17 protein-coding genes and 1 pseudogene are annotated in these 20994 nt (G+C 41.5%); 3 read left to right on the plus strand and 15 right to left on the minus strand.

Features of this window, described 5'->3' with window-relative positions; translation table 11 throughout:
- Positions 1-264: 264 nt before the first annotated feature.
- Positions 265-462: pseudogene (locus tag NST74_RS27080) on the plus strand (transposase); the annotation flags it as partial.
- A gap of 123 nt (positions 463-585) precedes the next feature.
- Entirely contained in the window at positions 586-885 is a 300-nt protein-coding gene (locus NST74_RS27085; RefSeq protein WP_341115392.1) for a hypothetical protein, read from the plus strand.
- 314 nt (positions 886-1199) lie between these two features.
- Here NST74_RS27085 and rfbD (NST74_RS27090) read toward each other — a convergent pair whose 3' ends face one another.
- The 11 genes from rfbD (NST74_RS27090) to rfbA form a co-directional block, all read right to left on the minus strand.
- Positions 1200-2060, minus strand: coding sequence for a dTDP-4-dehydrorhamnose reductase (gene rfbD / locus NST74_RS27090; protein ID WP_341115992.1), 861 nt, complete (start codon positions 2058-2060; stop codon positions 1200-1202).
- Between the two features lie 5 nt (positions 2061-2065).
- Positions 2066-3091: a dTDP-glucose 4,6-dehydratase gene (gene rfbB, locus NST74_RS27095; RefSeq protein WP_341115393.1), complete on the minus strand. Its 1026-nt coding sequence runs from the start codon at positions 3089-3091 to the stop codon at positions 2066-2068.
- A 134-nt stretch (positions 3092-3225) separates the two neighbouring features.
- Positions 3226-4209, minus strand: a complete 984-nt coding sequence (gene rfbB / locus NST74_RS27100) for a dTDP-glucose 4,6-dehydratase (protein WP_341115394.1) — start codon at positions 4207-4209, stop codon at positions 3226-3228.
- Between the two features lie 153 nt (positions 4210-4362).
- Entirely contained in the window at positions 4363-5100 is a 738-nt protein-coding gene (locus tag NST74_RS27105) for an ABC transporter ATP-binding protein (RefSeq protein WP_341115395.1), read from the minus strand.
- Positions 5101-5117: 17 nt separating this feature from the next.
- Positions 5118-5897, minus strand: a complete 780-nt coding sequence (locus NST74_RS27110; RefSeq protein ID WP_341115397.1) for an ABC transporter permease — start codon at positions 5895-5897, stop codon at positions 5118-5120.
- Positions 5894-7075: a hypothetical protein gene (locus NST74_RS27115; protein ID WP_341115398.1), complete on the minus strand. Its 1182-nt coding sequence runs from the start codon at positions 7073-7075 to the stop codon at positions 5894-5896. Before NST74_RS27115 ends, NST74_RS27110 begins: the two co-directional genes overlap by 4 nt.
- On the minus strand, positions 7066-7596 hold the full coding sequence (locus NST74_RS27120; RefSeq protein ID WP_341115399.1) for a GNAT family N-acetyltransferase: 531 nt from the start codon (positions 7594-7596) through the stop codon (positions 7066-7068). Before NST74_RS27120 ends, NST74_RS27115 begins: the two co-directional genes overlap by 10 nt.
- An 18-nt stretch (positions 7597-7614) precedes the next feature.
- On the minus strand, positions 7615-8745 hold the full coding sequence (locus NST74_RS27125) for a DegT/DnrJ/EryC1/StrS family aminotransferase (protein ID WP_341115400.1): 1131 nt from the start codon (positions 8743-8745) through the stop codon (positions 7615-7617).
- 15 nt (positions 8746-8760) lie between these two features.
- Entirely contained in the window at positions 8761-9606 is an 846-nt protein-coding gene (gene rfbD / locus NST74_RS27130) for a dTDP-4-dehydrorhamnose reductase (protein WP_341115401.1), read from the minus strand.
- Between the two features lie 13 nt (positions 9607-9619).
- Positions 9620-10171, minus strand: coding sequence for a dTDP-4-dehydrorhamnose 3,5-epimerase (rfbC, locus tag NST74_RS27135; RefSeq protein ID WP_341115403.1), 552 nt, complete (start codon positions 10169-10171; stop codon positions 9620-9622).
- A 13-nt stretch (positions 10172-10184) separates the two neighbouring features.
- Entirely contained in the window at positions 10185-11054 is an 870-nt protein-coding gene (gene rfbA / locus NST74_RS27140) for a glucose-1-phosphate thymidylyltransferase RfbA (protein ID WP_341115405.1), read from the minus strand.
- A gap of 117 nt (positions 11055-11171) precedes the next feature.
- On the opposite strand from rfbA, the gene NST74_RS27145 reads away from it, so the two are divergent.
- Positions 11172-13904 carry an O-antigen ligase family protein gene (locus NST74_RS27145; RefSeq protein WP_341115408.1) on the plus strand — a complete coding sequence of 911 codons (2733 nt, stop codon included), beginning with the start codon at positions 11172-11174 and terminating at the stop codon, positions 13902-13904.
- A gap of 72 nt (positions 13905-13976) precedes the next feature.
- Here NST74_RS27145 and galU read toward each other — a convergent pair whose 3' ends face one another.
- From galU to NST74_RS27165, 4 genes are all read right to left on the minus strand, one after another.
- Positions 13977-14864 (minus strand): UTP--glucose-1-phosphate uridylyltransferase GalU, encoded by an 888-nt coding sequence (galU, locus tag NST74_RS27150; RefSeq protein ID WP_042131276.1) that lies wholly within the window; start codon positions 14862-14864, stop codon positions 13977-13979.
- A gap of 311 nt (positions 14865-15175) precedes the next feature.
- Positions 15176-17698, minus strand: coding sequence for a U32 family peptidase (locus NST74_RS27155; protein WP_341115409.1), 2523 nt, complete (start codon positions 17696-17698; stop codon positions 15176-15178).
- A 208-nt stretch (positions 17699-17906) separates the two neighbouring features.
- Positions 17907-19820 carry a copper amine oxidase N-terminal domain-containing protein gene (locus NST74_RS27160; protein ID WP_341115410.1) on the minus strand — a complete coding sequence of 638 codons (1914 nt, stop codon included), beginning with the start codon at positions 19818-19820 and terminating at the stop codon, positions 17907-17909.
- Between the two features lie 27 nt (positions 19821-19847).
- A complete protein-coding gene (locus NST74_RS27165) occupies positions 19848-20978 on the minus strand; it encodes a S1C family serine protease (protein WP_445668162.1) in 1131 nt (376 codons plus the stop codon).
- Positions 20979-20994: the final 16 nt, after the last annotated feature.

Consider the following 20994-nt stretch of genomic DNA (forward strand, 5'->3'; position numbering starts at 1 on the left):
TTAGTTTATTTGAATTTCTATAACATATTTCTACTAAATTACCCTTACTAGTAAATTATACGGCAAGTAATCTTCTTAGTAAACTTAAACGTGTATTAATTTGTTTCCAATAAAACCTTATTGCAAGCACAGTATATTTATATTTATTGTGCAGCTAGAATAAAAAGTAGACGCTCCTTACTTAATGGACAACAGATAATTAAAGCAACGTAAATGGATATGATGTTGGAAATGAAAGCCACTTGATAGAACTATAACGAGACATTCAAACGTGAGGCAGTGAAGTACGTACATAAACAATCGAAATCAATGGAGCAAATTGCCGATAAACTGAATATTAATCTAGGTACTTTACATAACTGGATGGGCAAGTATCGCGAGTCCGAAAATGAGCCATTGGCGAATCACTTCGTCGACACTCACGAATTATTAAAGATCAGAAGAGAAAGATTGATGAATTAAGGGAAGAGGTGCCATTCTGAAAAAGGCCATGCACATCTTCAGCAAAGAAAGGAACTGAGGTTCCAATTTACCGAAGATCATCGCTCTGAGTTTCGATTGTCGAAGATGTGCAAAGTACTTCTTGTGTCCAAGAGCAGTGTTTACAAATGGCAAGTCTCAGAATCCTCTGAACGAGAGAAACGAAAAGAAGACCTGGTAAAGCGCGTGAAGTGGTACTTCTATGACTCCGATGGAACCTACGGAAGCCCTCGAATACGAAATAAGTTAGTAAAACGCACAGTAGGTATCATTATGCGTGAACACAGTCTTCGCTCCTGTATGTCTCGTGAATTTAAAGTGGCTACGACCGATTCCAAACATGATCATCCAGTTGCTCCTAACGTACTGAAACAAGATTTCAAAGTCACAAAAACCAAACGATAAATGGGTTGCTGACATTACCTATATTCCATGTCGACAAGGTAAGCTCTATCTAGCTACATACTAGATCTGTACACTAAAGAAATTGTTGGTTGGAAGCTACGTGATTGCATGACGCTCGATATTACGCTAGATGCACTAAAGATGGCATATGACGCTTCCATACAAAAGTCAATACCCCTTTATAATGTAAACTTGCTTAACAAAACCTCTCATTTATGGCTTTATGGTATCTAAACTAATGATAATGTTCTCACTACAGACAAGTAATTTAGGTTTCTGATGAAGCGATCTCATTAAATCTTGGAATATTATTTTCAAGTCAGTTCTTGCAAAAAATCTCTTAGCCCCTCCCTCCATGGCCGCAAATCCTGAAACCCATTTGTACGAATTGATAAATGCTCCATTACCGAGTTACGGGGGCGTGGTGCCAACCGGTGAAACTCCTCCGTGCTGCATGGTACAAGTTGCGCAGAAAATTTCAGTCCCAAAACTTCTTCAGCTTCCTCGAAGATCGCTTGAGTGAATTCATACCAGGTACAGGACCCGCTGTTAGAAGCGTGGTATATACCATATTTTTCGGTTTGGATTAGTTCCAGAAGGATCTTCGCTAGATCAACCGTATAGGTTGGAGAGCCCATTTGATCGTCTACAACCTGTAGAAACGACTTTTCCTGCCCCATCTTCAGCATAGTTTTAACAAAGTTGCTACCATGTTTGCCATATACCCAGGAGGTACGCACAATAAAAAATTTGGAGGAAAGGGATTGAACCAGTATCTCTCCCGCCTTTTTGGACTTGCCGTAAATGCTCTTGGGATTGGTATTATCATATTCATGGTATGGATCTATCCCCATGCCGTCAAAAACATAATCAGTGCTAATATACACCAGCTTGGACCCGTTCTTTTCTGCAGCTATTGCTACATTACGGCTACCCGTAGCATTTATCATATAAGCAGAATTCACATCACTCTCAGCATCATCAACCGCTGTATATGCAGCACAATGTATGACAACGTCAGGACCGAACTCTTTAATAACCTCCTGACATCGCTCTAGAACAGTAATGTCCATCTCCTTACGGCCACACCCCATAACTTCATGCCCCTGCTTCTGGAGTTGCAACATAACATCCTGACCTAATTGTCCTGCAGAGCCTGTGACAAGCACCTTCATCTGGGTCACCATAGAGTCTCCCCGAGACCGTTTCCGTACTGCTGTTCAGTATATTTATGGTACTCTCCCGATTGAATTCTGCTCAACCACTCTTGGTTGTTCAAATACCATTGAATAGTCTCTTTGATGCCCGTTTTAAACGTATACTTAGGCTTCCAGCCTAAATCGTTTGTTATCTTTGTCGGATTAATGCCATAACGGCGATCATGTCCAGGGCGATCCTGAACATAAGTTATGAGAGATTTGGGTTTGCCCAACTCCTGAAGAATCGTGTTTACGATATTCAGGTTTGTACTTTCATTGTTACCGCCAATATTATATACTTCTCCATTAACACCTTTATGAATAACCAAATCTATCGCACTGCAGTGATCCTCAACATACAACCAATCGCGGATATTCAAACCATCCCCGTACACCGGCAATAGCTGATCATTCAGAGCACGAGAGATCATCAACGGAATGAGCTTTTCAGGAAATTGGTAAGGACCATAATTGTTCGAACAACGAGTAATATTTACCGGTAAACCAAACGTCTCATGATAGGCACGCACAAGCAGATCCGCGCCCGCTTTACTCGCTGAATACGGACTGTTTGGAGTCAAAGGAGTTTCCTCAGTAAAAAGGCCTGTAGCTCCCAGCGTTCCATATACCTCATCCGTAGACACCTGGACAAATTTAGTCAAACCATACTTCAACGCTGCATCTAAGAGTACCTGCGTACCCAAAACATTCGTCTTCACAAACACATCTGGTTTCAGGATACTCCGGTCCACATGGGACTCCGCCGCGAAGTTAACTACAACGTCAACACCTTGTAGAAATAGCTGCTCAATCGCCTTTGTATCGATAATATCTGCCTTTGCAAAGGTATAATTAGAATTACCTTCAATCAGTTTCAGGTTCTCCGAATTCCCGGCATAAGTCAGCGCGTCCACATTAACAATTTGATAATCCGGATGCTGTTGCAGCATGTAAATGATGAAGTTACTTCCAATAAACCCGGCTCCGCCGGTAACGAGTAGTCTCATAAACAAACCTCCCCAAAAATGAGAATGGAGTAATGGCTCCATTTCACCAGCAAACAATCACCTTATTAATATTCATTATCCTTTTAAAAGGTGATTGTTTTTGTCGGGGAGGCTTCTATGAAAAATATAAATAATTAATTGTTCTGATAGGATCCATTCAAAATACTCTCCCACCAGTCCTGGTGCTCAAGATACCATCTTACAGTTTCTCTAATGCCTGTCTCGAAATTATACTCAGGCTTCCAATTAAGTTCTTTTTTAATTTTTGTGGCATCTATAGCATAACGTCTATCATGTCCTAGACGATCCTCCACATATTCTATCAATGTTTCCGGCTTATTCAGTAGTTCAAGTACCAGTTTTACTATACTAATATTGGTATGCTCATTGTTTCCACCGATATTATACACTTCGCCTGCTACCCCATTATGAATAACCAAATCAATCGCTCTGCAATGATCTTCTACGTAAAGCCAGTCTCTTACATTTAATCCATCTCCATAAACGGGCAATTTCTTATCATGAAGAGCATTGATTATCATCAGAGGAATTAACTTTTCCGGGAAATGATTAGGTCCATAATTATTAGAACATCTCGTAATATTAATGGGAAGGCCATAAGTTTCATAATAGGCTCTCACCAATAAATCAGCACCCGCTTTGCTGGATGAGTAGGGGCTATTAGGAGCCAATGGAGTCGTTTCACTAAATAATCCTGTTGCACCCAATGATCCATAAACTTCATCTGTTGAAATTTGCACGTACTTTTGAATTCCGTACTTTTTCGCCAAGTCGAGGAGAGTTTGGGTTCCTAGAACATTGGTCATTACAAATACATTCGGGTCCACAATACTACGGTCCACATGTGACTCCGCAGCAAAATTCACAACAACATCGATCCCTTTCTGAAAGAGGGGTTCTAGTTGAACCTTATCTAGGATACTTGCTCTTAAAAATGAGTAGTTTTCCATATTTGAAACAGCAGTGAGATTATGCAAATTACCGGCATATGTCAAAGAATCCACATTAATAATTGTATAATCGGGATGCTTGTTGCAAATATAGTTGATGAAGTTACTACCAATAAATCCGGCTCCACCCGTGACTAACAATTTCATTTCCGATCCTCCCAAAGAAAATTTATTAGTATTTCACTCGAAAAGCATACAGTTGAATCTTATTAATTTTCAAAAGTATATATCTAATTCGTTATAAAACTAATATTATTTTATTTTCAAGTAGTTCACCTCGAACAAATCTTTGTCCCCCTGCTATTTTGAATTCGGCAACATAGCTTGAAGATAAGCTTGAGATACTTCCTCAGTACCACCAATCATTCTAATTTGTCCTTTATCTAACCATATACACTTGTTGCAAAAATCCTTTAGAGATTTCATGGAATGCGTAACAAAAACAAGAATTTTAACACTTCCCATTAATTCTTTCATTCTCTTTTCAGCTTTCTCCAGAAATGCCGCATCACCCGCAGCAATAACTTCATCTAGCAATAATATATCGGGTTTAATAGCTGTGGAGATTGAAAAGGCTAGCCGCATAAACATACCAGAAGAATAATATTTGACTGGTACATTTAAATATTCACCCAAACCACTAAAGTCCGCGATCTCTTGTGTTTTATTTTTAATACTTTTTGGATGTTCTCCTAACATTAAACCTCTTAAATATATGTTATCCCATCCTGTAGCTTCCATTTCGAAGCCAGTAGCCAGTTCAAATAAGCAAGCAATACTTCCGTCAACGTGAACATTCCCACCAGTAGGAGGATAAATTCCAGCTATCAATTTAAGTAAAGAGCTCTTCCCAGCTCCATTGTGTCCAATTATTCCAACACGTTCACCCGCATTTATAGTAAGATTTAAATTACTTAATGCATTAATTTGCTGTGACTGCCCTTGTTTGTTAGTTTGTTTAAGCAATATATCTTTTAAACGAGCATCTTTTCTAATCTGAAACGTTAAATCAACGGAGTTCAAGTTTACAACACTCATAAGATGGTATTCCCCTTCTATAATCTAAACGTAATTTTTCTTCCCACACGTTTCATTAAAGTTATCGCAGTAAGAAAAGCACTAATAATAATAACAGATGCTATAATCCAAGCATTCGAAGAAGGAAATTCTCCTAGTAAGGGCCGACGAATAATTTCCAATATATAGTATATGGGATTCCATTGATATAACCATTCGAAATTTCCATCACGTAGCATTTCAGCTGGAAAAACAATCGGCGTAGCATAGAACAGTCCTTGTAATAACAAGGATTGAATATGGATAAAATCTCTGAAATAAGTGTTAACCAACCCAGATATTATAGTGATTGATACACCAAGTATCAACCATAGACACATTGCTGGAATTACCAATAACATTTTAAAATTAAAAGAATCAATATTAATAAATAAAATTATCAATAAAAAGGCGGAAAGAGAAATCATCAATTGAATAAATGATCCGAACATTGTACGCAAGGGGAAGACAATTACAGGAATCCTAGTCTGTTTTATATACCCTTCTGCATTAAGAAACGTCATTGTACCTCCATCGGCACATTGCGTAATAAACATCCAAGGAATAAGACCTGAGAAAAGATAGGGAATAAAATCCCGTAGAGGCTGCCCCATTAGCTGTGAGTATACCACCCCTATTATAGCCACAAGACCAAGCGGGTAAAGCAATGACCAACCAATACCCAGAATAGAATTGCGATATTTATTTTTCAAATCCTGTCTCACTAAACTTAACAGAACAAAACGAAATTCAAATAAACTCTTCAACAAAATAATCATTCCTTTTTGCGGAGTTTCCAAATCACCTTTTTAGTTATATATAATGGTGCTCTGAAGCCCATGGATTTTACGATATTGACTAATTTACTAATCAATAACTCCTTGTCCCCTAAATTCAACTTCAAAATATCGGGTTTACAGTATGGTGCTTGAAACTTTGTTAATTCCACTAATCCACTTGATATATCATTTGCTATTTGTGGCGTTGTAAACTCAGCCTCTAACTGAAACCGAGCCGATTTATAAATATTCGTCCTAAGCATCTGATTATCTATAAGAGTTGATAATCCTTCTATCCAAGCCTCATCCGTATTCTCAACTAGAAGACCATTCACTTGATTTTGGATTATTTGTTTGTACGGTTGAACATTGGAATATATACCTGCCGCGCCAATAGACCCATATTCCAAAAATTTATTGTAATACTTACATGAATGAAAATCACTCTCCGGCAATGGGGCTACCCCTATATCCCATTGAACTTCACTCATCTGCCGAATATAACTGTTGTAATCAGATTGATAAGATATATGTCTATATGGAATTTGATCTCCAAAATCCGGCTTTGCCCCCATAAATTCAAATTCAATCTTGTCCCTATACTTTTCCTTTAGTTGATATAGAGGTTTTTTTAGGAAAGTCTCCAGATTCGCTTTATGATCAGTTCCACCGCTAAATCCAATTATAATTTTGCCACTTGCCGATTCTTCATTCTTTTTAAGTGCTATCTCTTTTAAAAGAAGTGCGGGAGCCTTAACAATTAAAGCCCCCCTTTGAACGAATGACTCGTATTTTTCTTTTATATTGATTGTGTTAGTTAATAAATAATCACAATTCCCCATTATAGAAATGATGTTATTTTTAACCAATTCACTGTTGAAATATTCCGTACTTGCTGCATTTTGCGGGATGTTCAGCAAGTCATCATCCAAATAATAAATTATTAGCTTGCCGGCTTTCTTGCATTCCCTAACAATGTTTAGTTCATAAGAATCGGCCGAACGGATGCAGATTATAACATCAGCTTCTGCAAGTATCTCTCGGGTCAAATGTGCTGCTAAGTAAAAATCGAACTCTATCAGTCCTTCTTTTTGCAATTCCAGCATAGGCTCAACAATCCCTATTCTAGCCGAGGGAATATCGCCTAGGCAAAAAGAAACCACTTTAGTTAAACGCATTTCAATTGCTCCTTAAACAACGACATTCGTAATACTTCTTTACCGTCTTTGTAATACTGACCTTGTGGTAAGAACCCTACTTTGGAATATATCGTATGTGCAATAGAATTCTCACCTAAGACCTCAAGACGAATTTCATTCAGCTTCAATTGCTCAAACCCGAATTTGCAAAGTAATAAAGTTACAGTAAACCCTAGCCCCTTTCCACGGGCAGAGGGTTCACCAATTAAAAACCTTCCAAATTCAGCGGTTCCTAGTTCGGTGTTCACATCATATAGTCCGACCATACCAATTTTTGTAGTTGCACCTGTAATATCATTGATAATAAACATTATGTCATCTTCTTTACCCAGATACTTCTGATACCATAACCTCTGCTGTTCTGCTTCAATATAGGAATTCGTTAGAAAGCTTGTCTGATTAATTGGAGCGTTTCTCCAGTCCCTCATGAGCTCAATATCATCTTCACCTATTGGTGTCAGAACAATTTCACTTGATCGGATAGTGTAATCGTGGTTCAAACCAGCATCGGCCTCCCCTTACATACTTGTAAATTTAATAACATGTTCAACCACTCTGTCGACATCGGCCTTCTGCATTCTGAGGTGCATAGGTAGAGACATGATTCTTTCACTTAGTTTGTGAGAATTCGGGCAGGTTCCCTTAGCGTATGAATACATTCTATATTCCGTATTATCTCTATAATGAACACCAGGATAGATCTCAGATTCATTTAAAGCTAGCAACAATTCATCCCGCTTATCGATTTCAATGACATATAAATGTCTGGATGAGTCACAACCCGGAGCCATTTCCACTGGTTTAATATTGGAGTGTCCACGGAATCCTTCGTCATACCACCGAGCCAATTGTTTCCGGTATGCATTATCTTGATCTAGATACTTCAATTGAACCAGACCAATCCCAGCCATAATAGAGTTTCCGTGATATTTATAGCCTACGTATTCAACATCATACTTCCATTTGTATGCGCCTTTATCGTTAGAACGTGCGTAAGTGTCTTTATTAATCCCCAACCAAGTAAGTTTACGGCATAGATCATCATTATCTTTTTCCTTAAAGCAAATCATTCCAGAATCAGCAGTAGGAAGATTCTTCACCGCTTGAAAAGAATACACTACTGCATCTGCTTCACTACCAGGAACTTTCCCATTCAATCTTGTCCCAGCCATATGTGCGGCATCGAGAATAAGGGCTAAATCATATTTTTTACAAAGTTCAACAATTTCGAGATATCTGCCTGTATTTCCTCCAATACCTACAAATAGAACAGCTTTAGTTTTACTTGTGATTTTGGATTCTACGTCCTTAGGATCAAGACACATAAATTCATCTACATCAGCAAATACAGGTTTTAAATCTTCGTACATAATCGCATGGTTTGTAGATACAAAGGTTAGTGGAGTTGTGATAACTTCCGCTTCATCATCCCATCCATTCTGCATTTTTAAAATTTTGAATGCTAAACTTAATCCTACAGTAGCAGAATTCAAAAAGTGGGCATTTTCAAGTCCAGTATACTCTTTCCATTTGTCCTCAAACTGATTGGTTTTAAATCCCAGTCCGGTCCAACCCTTTTCGAGACATTCTCTGATCTCCTCTAGGCATTCCTCTATTCTGAAAGTTGGCATAAACAATTGAATTGACATAGATACACTCTCCATTTATCGATTTATTAAAAAGCTATGTAACGCTTCACTAAAATGTCTTAACGGGTGCTTGTACACCTTCCATTTCGTATTATCCAACACTGAATACGTGGGACGAGCAGCCTTTGTGAGATAGCTACTTGAATGAACAGGCTGAATGCGTGTTTCAAAATCAAGAATATTTTTTTCTTGAGCAACTAACCGAGCAAGTTCGTACCAAGAAGTAGAACCGCTATTTGTAACATTATAAATTCCATAAGGACAATCCAGCAATTCAAGTAAAGACTCCGCCAAATCAACTGTATAAGTGGGGCAGCCAATTTGATCATCTACAACACTAAGAATTTCGGTTTCTCTCAAAAGCTTTTGAGCTATAGTATCAGGAAAACACTTTCCTCCCTTACCGAATAACCAAGAGGTTCTGATGATATAATACTTTTCGTAATTAGCCCTCAATATATCTTCTGCCAGGAGTTTCGATCTTCCATATATATTAAGAGGTCTACAAGGGCTTTCTTCCCGATAAGGAATTCCTTGTTTTCCATCAAATACGTAGTCCGTACTGAAGAAAATAATTTTAGGTTTTAACTCCGAAATAGATTGTAACAAATTGTACATACTGAGACTATTAACGTTATAAGTATCCATCGGAATAACTTCTGCCAGATCGACGTTAGTTAGCCCAGCAGCATGAATAATTAACTCAGGCTGGTATTTAATTATAGTTGTCTTTAGAGACTCAATATCAGTTATGTTACACTCATCTTTGGACATTCTCACTGTTTGATAACCAGCGTGCTGGAAAGCATGATATATATCACTTCCAAGCAATCCAAAACCTCCAAGTATTAATGTCCTCATTATTCACTTCCTTTCACTGGCTCAGCTCGTTAATGCTCTTCCAGTTCTCATCCTTTGTTGAAAGAGAAACCTGTGATATCCCTTCCAACGGCCACACAATGCCAATTTCAGGGTCATTCCATTTCAGACCTGACTCATGGGTTGGATCGTAGAAATTAGTACACATATACGAAAATACCGCAGTTTCTGAAAGCACTAAAAAACCATGGGCGAATCCTTCCGGAATGTACATCTGCTTACGATTTGAAGCAGATAGGTTGACACCGTACCATTTCTTAAACGTAGTTGAGTTAGGTCGAATATCCACGGCAACATCAAAGACCTCACCCTCAAGAACACGAACCAACTTCCCCTGTGGATTGCGAGTTTGAAAATGTAGACCTCTCAACACGCCCTTTTTAGATAGGGACTGGTTATTCTGAACAAACGTTGCACCGATTCCACCATTTTTATAATCTTCATAATGATAGGTTTCCATGAAATATCCGCGGTCGTCCCCGAAGATTTTTGGTTCCACTACGATCAAACCTTCTATACCCGTCTGAAGAAAAGAAAAGTTGCCCATATATTACCTCCCATTAATTATGTGTGGACAGTTCTAATAGATATTGTCCGTATTCTGTTTTAAGCAGTGGTTCTGCTAAAAGTGCCAGCTCACTGCTAGAAATATAGCCCATTCTATAAGCAATTTCCTCGATACATGAGATATACAATCCCTGTCTTTTTTGAATAGCCTCAACAAAATTACTTGCTTCAAGCAGAGACTCATGAGTTCCTGTATCTAGCCAGGCCATGCCTCTTCCCATAATCTCTACACGAAGCTTACCTTTATTCTTATATTCTTCAATCACTGAAGTTATTTCTAATTCACCTCTTGTGGAAGGCGTTACTTTTGAAGCGATATCCACAACATCCCGGTCAAAGAAGTAAAGTCCTGGGACTGCGAAGTTAGATTTCGGTTTATTCGGCTTCTCTTCAATAGAAATCACGTTATTATTAGCATCAAATTCTACTACCCCATAGGCAGAAGGATCTTTAACATAACAACCGAAAATGACTGCTCCTTCTTGAAGTTTTGACGCATTGTTCAACAGCCCACTAAAATTGTGCCCGTAAAATATATTATCTCCGAGAACCATTGCCACAGAATCGCCATTTATAAAAGTCTCGCCTATAATAAAAGCCTCGGCCAAACCCTTCGGCTCGTTCTGAACACGATATTCAAAACTCATTCCAAGCTGTGATCCATCACCTAAAAGACTCTCAAAAAAAGGGAGATCTCTCGGAGTAGAAATAATTAAGACCTCTTTAATTCCGGCCAACATCAAAACAGATAATGGATAATAAATCATCGGCTTATCATAAATTGGCAACATTTGTTTAGAAACTGCACGGGTTAATGGATAGAGTCTCGTCCCTGATCCACCCGCTAAAATAATACCCTTCATCTCTACACTCCTTTGAACAGAACCTCGAACATATTTTTTGAAACTCAATAGTATGTAGCCCCATCAATAATCATATGCTAAAATATTGTCGTACCTACAGGAAAAGGAGATTATAATGTGTCGAAACCAGTATACGGTAAAAACGCCGCTCAGTCGAGAAATGTTGAAAAGATAGCAAGCCCGATCTGGGCATTGGTTATTGCTTTCATTTTATTTTTATGTTGGGCCCCATTTCAAGTGGGATTATTTAACGGACAGCAGTTAGACTTCGAGAAGCCCATATACGTGTCAGCACTAGTAAGTGGACTTTTGCTGCTAGTCTGTCTTGGCTTATACTACAGAAAGTTCAAACTAGATGAACAGAGGGACATAGTGGCTTCAGCTTCAATATTACTACCACTGACTTATGCTCTATCATTGTTTGTCGCAGTTTCGCATTATATGGCGATGAATATGTTGTTTATTCAGAGCATGTATGTTGCAGTATTCATTATAGCCTTTTATCTCTTGAAGCAAAAGCAAGTAAATGTTGTCATTCAAAATGCTATCTTAGCAATTGCTTATTTCATAGTAGGTTTTGGACTCCTAAATTGGCTGGGGAGTAACAAACTAGCGGGAGCTCTAGTGGGTTGGTTCTCAAACACTGTAAGAAATAATATTTACTTAGATGCAGTAATGACTGATTCTAACGGACTTCGTCTGACTTCGATCTTTCAATATGCAAATACCTATGCGGCATTCTTGATGGCCTTTTTATTTGTAGCTATATTCGCTCTTATTCGCTCTAAAAAATGGTATGGAACGTTAACACACAGCTTTATGTTAGTGCCCATCATTGTATCGATCTTATTAACATTATCTCGTGGTGGCCTAGTATTGCTACCTGTAGTATTTATATTGCTGCTGATGTTCCTGAAACCTGCACAGCAAATCCTTTGGATTCTACATCTTGGTGTTGCTGGTATTGCTTCGTTACTCATCACGACTCCAGTGACTAATCTAGGATTAGAATTAAATACGAATTTCACTTCTTCCGGCGCCTTAAAAGGCTGGGGATATCTGCTTGGAGCCTCAATCGCTGTAGCTGTAGTATCTTGGGTCATTCAGAGGTTTGCCGCTCCTTGGCTAGAGAAGAAGCTTAGCAATTGGTCGTCGCGTAAATTAACAGGTCTATGGATTCCACTTGGTTCTGTTGTACTCGTCGGAATTATAGCTTTCCTATTAATAGGTACAAGCGCAAAAAATATTTTACCTAGCAATATGGCAACTCGTCTTGAGAACATCAATTTCCAGCAACATAGTGTTCTTGAGCGGATTACTTTTTATAAAGATGCTATGAAGGTAGTTAAGGATTATCCGATTCTTGGTGCTGGTGGTGGTGGATGGTCCTCATTATATGAACACTATCAAAACAACCCTTACATTAGCCGTCAGGTGCATAACTTCTTTTTACAATTTTTGATTGAGGTTGGGATCCTTGGTTTCTTCGTATTTATGGGATTCATTTTGTATATTTTCTATAAATATATTCGTGGATATGTGAAACGGGATAAAAATGATTTTGAGAATGGTTTCTTTTATCTAATTATTGCGCTATCTATTCTTGTTCACAGTCTACTAGATTTCAATATGAGTTATGCCTTTATGGGAATACTCGTCTTCCTTGGACTGGCAGGCATGGCAGTTGTCATGGATAGCAAACAGCTACGTAAAAGTTGGAATAAAACTAGTTTGCGGCTGGGATATTCCGCTGTTCTCACAATAGGTACTATATTCTTGTTGTTCCTCTCCATTAGCTATATTGGTTCCAGTAATGCTGCTTTAAAAGGTAAGAATTTAATCGGGGTTAGTACCTCTTACGAAGAAATTAAGAAGCCATTAACTGAGGCTTTAAAAACACGTCCCGGTCATCCAGAATCCGTCTTGTACCTATCCTCGTTAGATCTACAGGTTTTTAAGCAGAATCAAGATGAACAATTTCTAAATGAGGCTTATAGTGTACTGACTCGAGCACTAGAGGATGAGCCATACAATAAAAATATTTTAGCTCAGTTAGTAAGCTATTATGACTTAAAAGGCCAAAGTGACCTTGCATACGGTGTTTACCGTGACAATGCTGATAAGTTCAACTGGGATATTGATTGGTACGAAACTCTCATCAGTCGTTCCTTTGCATTAGGTCAGCAAGCACTAAATCAAAAGGATGAAGCTAAGAAACAGGAATATTTCGATGCAGCACTTGAAGCTTATGAGCATGTTCTTGCTGGTGTAGAGCACCTAAAGACTCTTCCACCTGAGCAATTGCAAGGACGTCCGTTCTCGGTAACTCCAACGATTGCATTAAACATCGCCAAAATTCAGCAGATTTCTGGACAAGCAGAAGCTGCCACTGCAACCTTGAAGCTTGGTTTTAATGAGAATTACGCTGATATAATTAATACCGGAACGCTCTGGGATATGAACTGGTATGATGCGCTCATCAGCCGCTCTTACGAGCTGACTGAACAAGCTCGTGCCGGACAAGACGATGCTGGTAAACTTCTTAATCTTAAGATTGGGCTACAGGCATATAACCAAGTGGTCGGTGACCACGAAACCCTTACACCAAGTATCGCTCTGAATACGGGTAGAATTCAGTTAATGTCTGGGCAGTTACAAAATGCTATAGAGACCTTAAAGCTTGGTCTGAGCGATGATTATACGAATGCGACGAATCGTGAAATTGCTCGCTGGTATCTTGCTACATTGAAGAAGTCAAACAATGAAGATCAAACAATTTATGATAAGCTGATCGCAGCAGATCCTGCGGAAGCAGCACAAATCGAGGCTATCGCAAATTCACAATTCTAAAAAGGAAGAAATCAAAAAAGCGCGTCACTGTAATTACAGTGACGCGCTTTTTTTCAATGATATGAGTTCTATTTAAAGCCCAGCCTTAGCAACTTCACTATCTACAAGCTCTTTCATATAACGAAGTAAATCATCTTTTAACTCTTCATGCTGTAGTGCATAATGAATAGTGGTCTGAATGAAGCCCATCTTCTCACCAACGTCATGACGTTTGCCTTCAAAGTCATAAGCAATAATCCGCTCCACTTCACTTAAGCGAGAGATGGCATCCGTCAGCTGAATTTCTCCACCCACACCCACCTGCTGCTCGCCAAGCATATCGAAGATACGTGGAGTCAGAATATACCGACCTAGGATAGCCAGGTTAGAAGGTGCATCTTCTCTCTTCGGCTTCTCTACAAGACGATTGGCCTTATAGACTCTCTCAGCCAATTCAGTTCCATCTACCAATCCATAGCGGGAAACTTCTTCCCAAGGCACAGGTTGGACACCCACAATGGAGGATTTATACTGCTCATATACCTCCATCATCTGCTTGAGGCAGGGTTTCTCCGACTCAACAATATCATCACCCAGCAGTACTGCAAACGGCTCGTTTCCAATAAATTTACGCGCACACCAAATCGCGTGTCCAAGACCTCTTGGCTCTTTTTGGCGAATGTAATGGATATCAGCCATTTCAGAGGATTTGCGAACGGACTCAAGAAGTTCCCACTTCTGCTTCTCTGCTAAATTAAACTCTAGTTCAAAAGAGTTATCAAAGTGGTCTTCAATCGCCCGTTTACCTTTCCCCGTCACGATAATAATATCCTCGATTCCGGAAGCAACTGCTTCTTCGACAATATATTGGATCGTCGGTTTATCTACTATCGGCAGCATTTCTTTAGGCATTGCTTTGGTTGCAGGCAAAAAGCGGGTACCAAGACCTGCAGCGGGGATAATGGCTTTACGGATCTTCATCACATTAACTCCTTCTGTCGGTTACTCTTCCATTTTAAATTCTGTATAGTAAAATGGCATATTTCCTTCAATTATAGCAGTTATACCAGACTAATGTCAGAGAGTTTGTTATATTTGTATATCAATTCCAATCAAACCTGAGAGTGGGGAAATATTTTAGATCTTATACAAGATTAAACCCTTTACTGACTCTCACGATACACTATCTAGTATATGCAAATCATGATAAGGACGAGATTATTTCTATAAAAAAGGGCCAAGCAACACCAGTATCTCCTGGTAGTCACCTAGCCCTATTTCTTTAACCTTTGTTACTTCGCGTTAACCAATTGCCCCCGAGTAACCCCGAGCTGGTTGGTAGCCTTCAAGCTCTTCCATACCTGCGTACCAGAGATCTCACCACGCAGTGCGCGGCTGTACAGGCTAATTACCTCAGCCACTTGCTCTGGTGTCTCTTCCAGGAACTCCACACGGTACGAGGATACACCTAGATCACGGAAATTGTTCAAATACTCCGCACCGGACTGCTCAACTGCGTTGTAGACAGTATTACGGCAGCCTTCATCCACACGAACAGGATGTGACATTCCAATACGGTCTTGCAGGGAAGCGCGATGCTCTTCACATGGACGGCCACAGTTCGTAAAGTCTGTGCCTTCACTCATGAAGGTACAGTATACACAGTGCTCTGTGTGGAACATCGGCAAATGCTGATGGATTACAATCTCCATACGAGAAGTGTCGCTGTGCTCAAGCAGATCGACCATCTGTTGAATGTTCAAGTCATAGGATGGTGTTACCATGTCACAGCCTGCCTCAAGGAACAGATCCACTGCCTTATGATTGGCGATATTCAGTGAGAAATCGCCAATCAAGCGAGGATGCACAGCATCCGGTTGTTCCTGGCGGCGGCGCAGGTAATAATACAGCGCGCCTGTGTTGCGTACTAACACGGCATCCGGCTGCAAACGCAGGATATTGGCGTGGTAGCCGTTCTCGCCCGGCATATGAATGCGCGGCGTGGCCAGCGCGATGCTGGCCCCTGCAGCCCGTACAGCATCTACCGCTGCCGGGAACTGCTTAATAAACTCGAAGTCGGCGTAGATATTTCTCACGCCGGCCTCGAGCGCAGCCTGCACCTGCGGCAGGCTGCGGCACAGCGCGGTGAGCTCCGCTTCACCAGCGCGCTGCGGAGCGACGCCCCTACGGGTAGCGTCGCCATAGACCTCGATCGCCCGTTTCACGTACACGGGCGGTTTCGGGCGCTCGCCCGCAAGCAGCTCCACCGCTTGGCGGCGGATGCTGTTCAGCTCGCGCATAGGGACGATCACGTCGCCTTGCAGATGCGACTCTAACGCGTCAAGCTGGAACACGGTCCCGCCCAGGCGGCCGAATTGTTCTTCCAGCAGCGCGGCATCCATCGGACGCTTTTGCGCGGTTTCCAGCGCGAGCTCCGAGTCCACACGGACGGTAACGTTCTTCTGAACATCCGTCCACCAGGTGGTCAGCTTCTCTCCTACGCAGCCCTGCACTCGCACATGTACCGGGAATACCCGGTATGGCTTCTCGGTTTCATAAGTCTGACGCAGCGCCTTGTCTAGCGCAGGGTCATTCGTCTTCCAAATGCGGTCACCGACATTTAGACGTCGTAGGTCCACATCGTTACGACCGGCTACGATGTCGACGATCCAGCCTTCCCCGGCTTCGCCTTCGAGTTTCACGCCTTTACGACGAAGATCGTATACGCGTCCACCTTCTTCTTTTTTCGTCGGATCCCCTGCATCAAACACGATGCCATCGCCACGCTTCAGCGGTGCATGAATACGGCAGACTACACCATCGCGAAGAATTTGTTCAACTGTTCCGAGATATACACCACGGCTTTTCGGGAAAGTGCCGTCTACGAGCTTCTTATTGTTTGTTCCGTCTAGGAAACCATGTGTGAAACCGCGGGAGAAGCTCTGTTGCAGTTCACGAACTTCTTCCTTCGATGGTTTGGACAGATCGCCATCAAAATACCGATCAATTGCCTTACGGTACTTACTAACTACATTCGCAACGTATTCCGGGCTCTTGAGGCGGCCTTCGATTTTGAAAGAAGTTACACCCGCCTCGATCAGCTCAGGCATAAGATCAATAGCTGCCAAGTCCTTAGGGGAGAGCAAATAAGTCACATCACCCATTGGTTTAACTTCTCCATCCACCATCAGATCATAAGGCAGACGGCAAGCTTGAGCACATTCTCCACGGTTGGCGGAACGTCCACCCCACATTTCCGAAGTTAGACATTGACCCGAATAAGAGACACATAAGGCTCCGTGCACGAATACTTCCATCGGCAGGCGGGCTTGTTCCCCAATCGTCTTAATTTGCTTCAGATTGTTCTCACGACCGAGTACCACGCGTTCCAAACTAAAAGGCTTAGTAAACTCAACCGCTTCCGGTGAAGTGATCGTCATTTGTGTCGAACCATGAATCGGGAAATCCGGTGAGATTTCACGGATCATTTTGACCAAACCTAAATCCTGTACAATCACCGCGTCCACGCCAGCATCTACACAAGCGTCAATCAGTTCTTTCGCATCAGACAATTCATTTTCAAAAACCAGTATATTAAAGGTCAGGAAACCCTTCACACCATAGCTATGCAAAAACGCCATAATTTCCGTCAGCTCGTCCATGCGAAAGTTATTCGCTCTCGCCCGTGCATTAAACTTCTCTACGCCAAAAAAGATAGCATCCGCTCCGTTCGCTACCGCCGCACGCATGCAGTCCCAGTCACCTGCAGGTGCCAATAGCTCCACGTCTTCTCTGCGTATTTGTTGCTCTTTCATTTATATCCTCCCAAACCGCCAGGTGGCGGGTCATTTCTAGTTGATTAACTTGATAATTGTATCAAATATCACATCACAGCGCCATGTGTTTACCAACATTTATATAAAGAAAAGAACGTCCCACGCCATTTTGGCAACAAGGACGTTCTCATCTAATTGAATTACACTCTACTATTAGTTAGTCATGAACTCCAAGTTCGCCTCTAAACTATTCATTCCCCGTAAACCGAAACGATTGCAGCGTTTTATCCAGCAGCGCTTGCTGTTCTGTAGTAGCATTGGCATCATTTAGCATAACAGTAATCGTATAGACCACCTCATTTTTACCAAAAACAACTTGCTTACTGCGGAGAGGCACACCATTCTTGATTTGATTCACAATAAGGATCGTAGCAGGAACACCCGCAAAGGTAGATTCCACTATACTTTCAATGCGGGGACCTTTAGGATCATTATTTTTATTTTGATAAGAATCCTTGAGTACATTAACCGTATAATCCACGGAGCCCTCAGGTTTTGAACTGATCTGGAAGCGTCCTCCGATGAACCGATACTCCACCGACTGTGTCTCGAATACATCTTGATTAGGCGTCCACAAGCGTGGAATATCGATGGCATAGCCGTATCTTTTGGATACTATGGTTATCGTTTTATTCTTGAGTGTCTTATAATCATCGCTAGCGAGTCGCCCGAAGTTCTCCTTCATGAGATCAAAATCAATATCAATTGAGGCTATAATGGCTTTAAATTTGGCCTTATCGTCTTCTTGTCCAGCAGATGTCACATATTCAAAATAGTATCGGAACCCATTCTTGAGCACAATTACCTGATATTCTGTCGTCCACCCGTTGCCGAAATTCAACTGTGTCTCACCTATTTGCGCAGGTACACCGGAGATTTCAGACTTCTTGATATCCTTAAAAATATAAGCATCCGCTACAAAGTTTTCCTGCGTTTTGGTCTTCAATTCTTCAGCCCAGCTCTCTAGTGTGGAACCAGCAGGTGCCGACGTGATCGCCACACTCAAATGACTCCCTTGTTTGCTTTCATAATAGAAATGTTGGTCATCCTTAGTCCAAGCAACAGGAACCTGTAGTGAAATGCCGTAGTCCTCATTGTAGGCTTCGCTCAGGCCGTTTTTTACAGTAGATAGATCACGGATCTTGTTATCCTTGGTGTCAAAAGAGGGTCGAAAGGAACTCAGCAAACCCGAATACTTAGCAAAGTCTTTATAATTAATGGCTTTTTCATCCGTCAAATAAATCTCATAAAGTCTACCTTCTGCATAGATCAACCTGCTTTCCCAGAGTGCTCCGCTGGAATCTTTACTGACCAATCGCGCATAGGGCACAGAGGCCTTGGGGAACGACTCCCGATCTAATATCAATTCCCCACCTTCCTCGACTTCCCGAACTAGTTGTTCCAGAAGCCCATCTGCATCTAGCGAAACCGCCTGATCAATTGCATGAATCTCCAAATAATAAAGATTGTCAGCACTCGAAAAGGTAGCCACGCTCTCATCTCCACCGCTATTTCCAGTAATCAGTCCAGACGGATAATTTAATGTCCATTGAAAATAGCTGTTCCCAATTCGCGTCTTCCCCACATCACTATCAATACCCGTATCCACTGGTACATCTCCTTCATTGTCTGCAGGAACTAGGGTAATTATTAGCTCACCGCCTTTCCCTTGGGAGAGAGTTGCACCCAGTACATTCGCCACAAAACGCAGCGGCACCATTAGCACACCTGAAACCATCCGAGGCGCGGAGCCGAGTCTAACTTTAGTCTCATCCTTCCAGGCGCTAGTACTACCCATTGTCATCAACCCTGTATGAGAGCCGTACGTTACTTTCACTACATTATTTCCCTCTAAGGAAACCGTACTGCCAAATGTCTTTTTAAAAACCCCAAGCGGAACCATAACCGTTCCATTCTCTATAAAAGGTCGCTCAATAGCCACCTTTTTTCCATTCACCGTAGCTGATGTACTACCAACTTTAAGGCTCAGCTGTAGCTTCTTTGCTTCTGCTGCCCGTGCTGCTTGTATGGGTAATATAGAAAAAAATAATAGTAAGGCCAGTATCACACACAATCCTTGTTTTAACACTTTAAAGCCCATTTACCGTCCCCCTCACGAGTTCCCTGATTATTCTTCCGTATGCTCGTCCCCATCTGTTCCTGAACCTTCTTCACTTAACAGGGGATCACCCTGAGTGAGCACGACCTTACGGATAATGATATCCCCTTCACTTTGCATAACCAGTCGTACCGTCATACCTGGAGAATAGCTTTTGAACAATTCATTAATATCCACTAGTGAGACCACACGGTGACCGTCAATGCTGTACAAGACATCGTCTTCGGCAACACCCGCCTTAACTGCTTCAGGAGATACCACCTTGGTTACGGTCAGTGGATCAAACGTTGGCAAGCCCACAATTGAGGACCAACTCGCTTCTAACTCCAGTCCAAGACTCGGGTGTTTTACTTCACCGTACTTAAAAAGCTGGTTCATAATATACTGCACGGTGTCTGCCGGAATAGAGAAGCCCATATTCTCCACACCCACCGCTGAGTATTTCAAGCTGTTTATTCCGAGCACCTCACCCTTCATATTCACTAGCGGACCTCCGCTATTTCCGGGATTAATCGCTGTGTCACTCTGAATCAGACGATAAGCCGCAGCTACTTCACGGTTAAGACCACTTATTACCCCTACAGTCGCAGAATTCCTTAGTGAAAAACTGATCGGTGTGCCGATGGCGACTACCTTCTCACCAACTACTGTTTTGCCTGTCGATGGAATAAACTTTGCAGGTTTAAGGGAGGTGGCATTGATTTTGATCAGTGCCAGATCACTTACTTCATCGAGATACGTTTCTTTAATGCTGTAGGTTTTGGAATCCGACGTCACTACCACGGCGTTCTGCAGATCCTTGATGACATGTGCATTAGTTACAATCCAGCCGTTCGATTTCACAATAATGCCAGAACCATGCGTCAGATTGTACCGATCATCCGGTCCGCTATTCCCACCACTATCGTCTTTGCCGATAATGCCCACTACGGAAGGGGTAACATTTTTAATAATCCCTGGTATGAGGTCTTCTGCTGCTGTCGAATTTTTAATTTTGCTTCTCTGGGCTGTCGACGCCGTGCTAACCGTCTTTGCCGCACTACCAAACGCATAAACCGACTCACTCCATACTCCTGACAGCAACACACCGCACAGCAGCAGGCTCAATCCTTTCTTCACCAGCTTCTCCCCAATCCTCATCGACCTTCACCAGACC

The organism is Paenibacillus sp. FSL F4-0125, assembly GCF_038008565.1.
Taxonomy (GTDB): domain Bacteria; phylum Bacillota; class Bacilli; order Paenibacillales; family Paenibacillaceae; genus Paenibacillus_AQ.

Bases quoted from the DNA above. Each gene is read 5' to 3' on its own strand.
- rfbD (WP_341115992.1), bottom strand. From the start codon at position 2,060: ATGAAGGTGCTTGTCACAGGCTCTGCAGGACAATTAGGTCAGGATGTT.
- rfbB (WP_341115393.1), bottom strand. From the start codon at position 3,091: ATGAGACTACTCGTTACCGGCGGAGCCGGGTTTATTGGAAGTAACTTC.
- rfbB (WP_341115394.1), bottom strand. From the start codon at position 4,209: ATGAAATTGTTAGTCACGGGTGGAGCCGGATTTATTGGTAGTAACTTC.
- NST74_RS27105 (WP_341115395.1), bottom strand. From the start codon at position 5,100: ATGAGTGTTGTAAACTTGAACTCCGTTGATTTAACGTTTCAGATTAGA.
- NST74_RS27110 (WP_341115397.1), bottom strand. From the start codon at position 5,897: ATGATTATTTTGTTGAAGAGTTTATTTGAATTTCGTTTTGTTCTGTTA.
- NST74_RS27115 (WP_341115398.1), bottom strand. From the start codon at position 7,075: ATGCGTTTAACTAAAGTGGTTTCTTTTTGCCTAGGCGATATTCCCTCG.
- NST74_RS27125 (WP_341115400.1), bottom strand. From the start codon at position 8,745: ATGTCAATTCAATTGTTTATGCCAACTTTCAGAATAGAGGAATGCCTA.
- rfbD (WP_341115401.1), bottom strand. From the start codon at position 9,606: ATGAGGACATTAATACTTGGAGGTTTTGGATTGCTTGGAAGTGATATA.
- rfbC (WP_341115403.1), bottom strand. From the start codon at position 10,171: ATGGGCAACTTTTCTTTTCTTCAGACGGGTATAGAAGGTTTGATCGTA.
- rfbA (WP_341115405.1), bottom strand. From the start codon at position 11,054: ATGAAGGGTATTATTTTAGCGGGTGGATCAGGGACGAGACTCTATCCA.
- galU (WP_042131276.1), bottom strand. From the start codon at position 14,864: ATGAAGATCCGTAAAGCCATTATCCCCGCTGCAGGTCTTGGTACCCGC.
- NST74_RS27155 (WP_341115409.1), bottom strand. From the start codon at position 17,698: ATGAAAGAGCAACAAATACGCAGAGAAGACGTGGAGCTATTGGCACCT.
- NST74_RS27160 (WP_341115410.1), bottom strand. From the start codon at position 19,820: ATGGGCTTTAAAGTGTTAAAACAAGGATTGTGTGTGATACTGGCCTTA.
- NST74_RS27165 (WP_445668162.1), bottom strand. From the start codon at position 20,978: ATGAGGATTGGGGAGAAGCTGGTGAAGAAAGGATTGAGCCTGCTGCTG.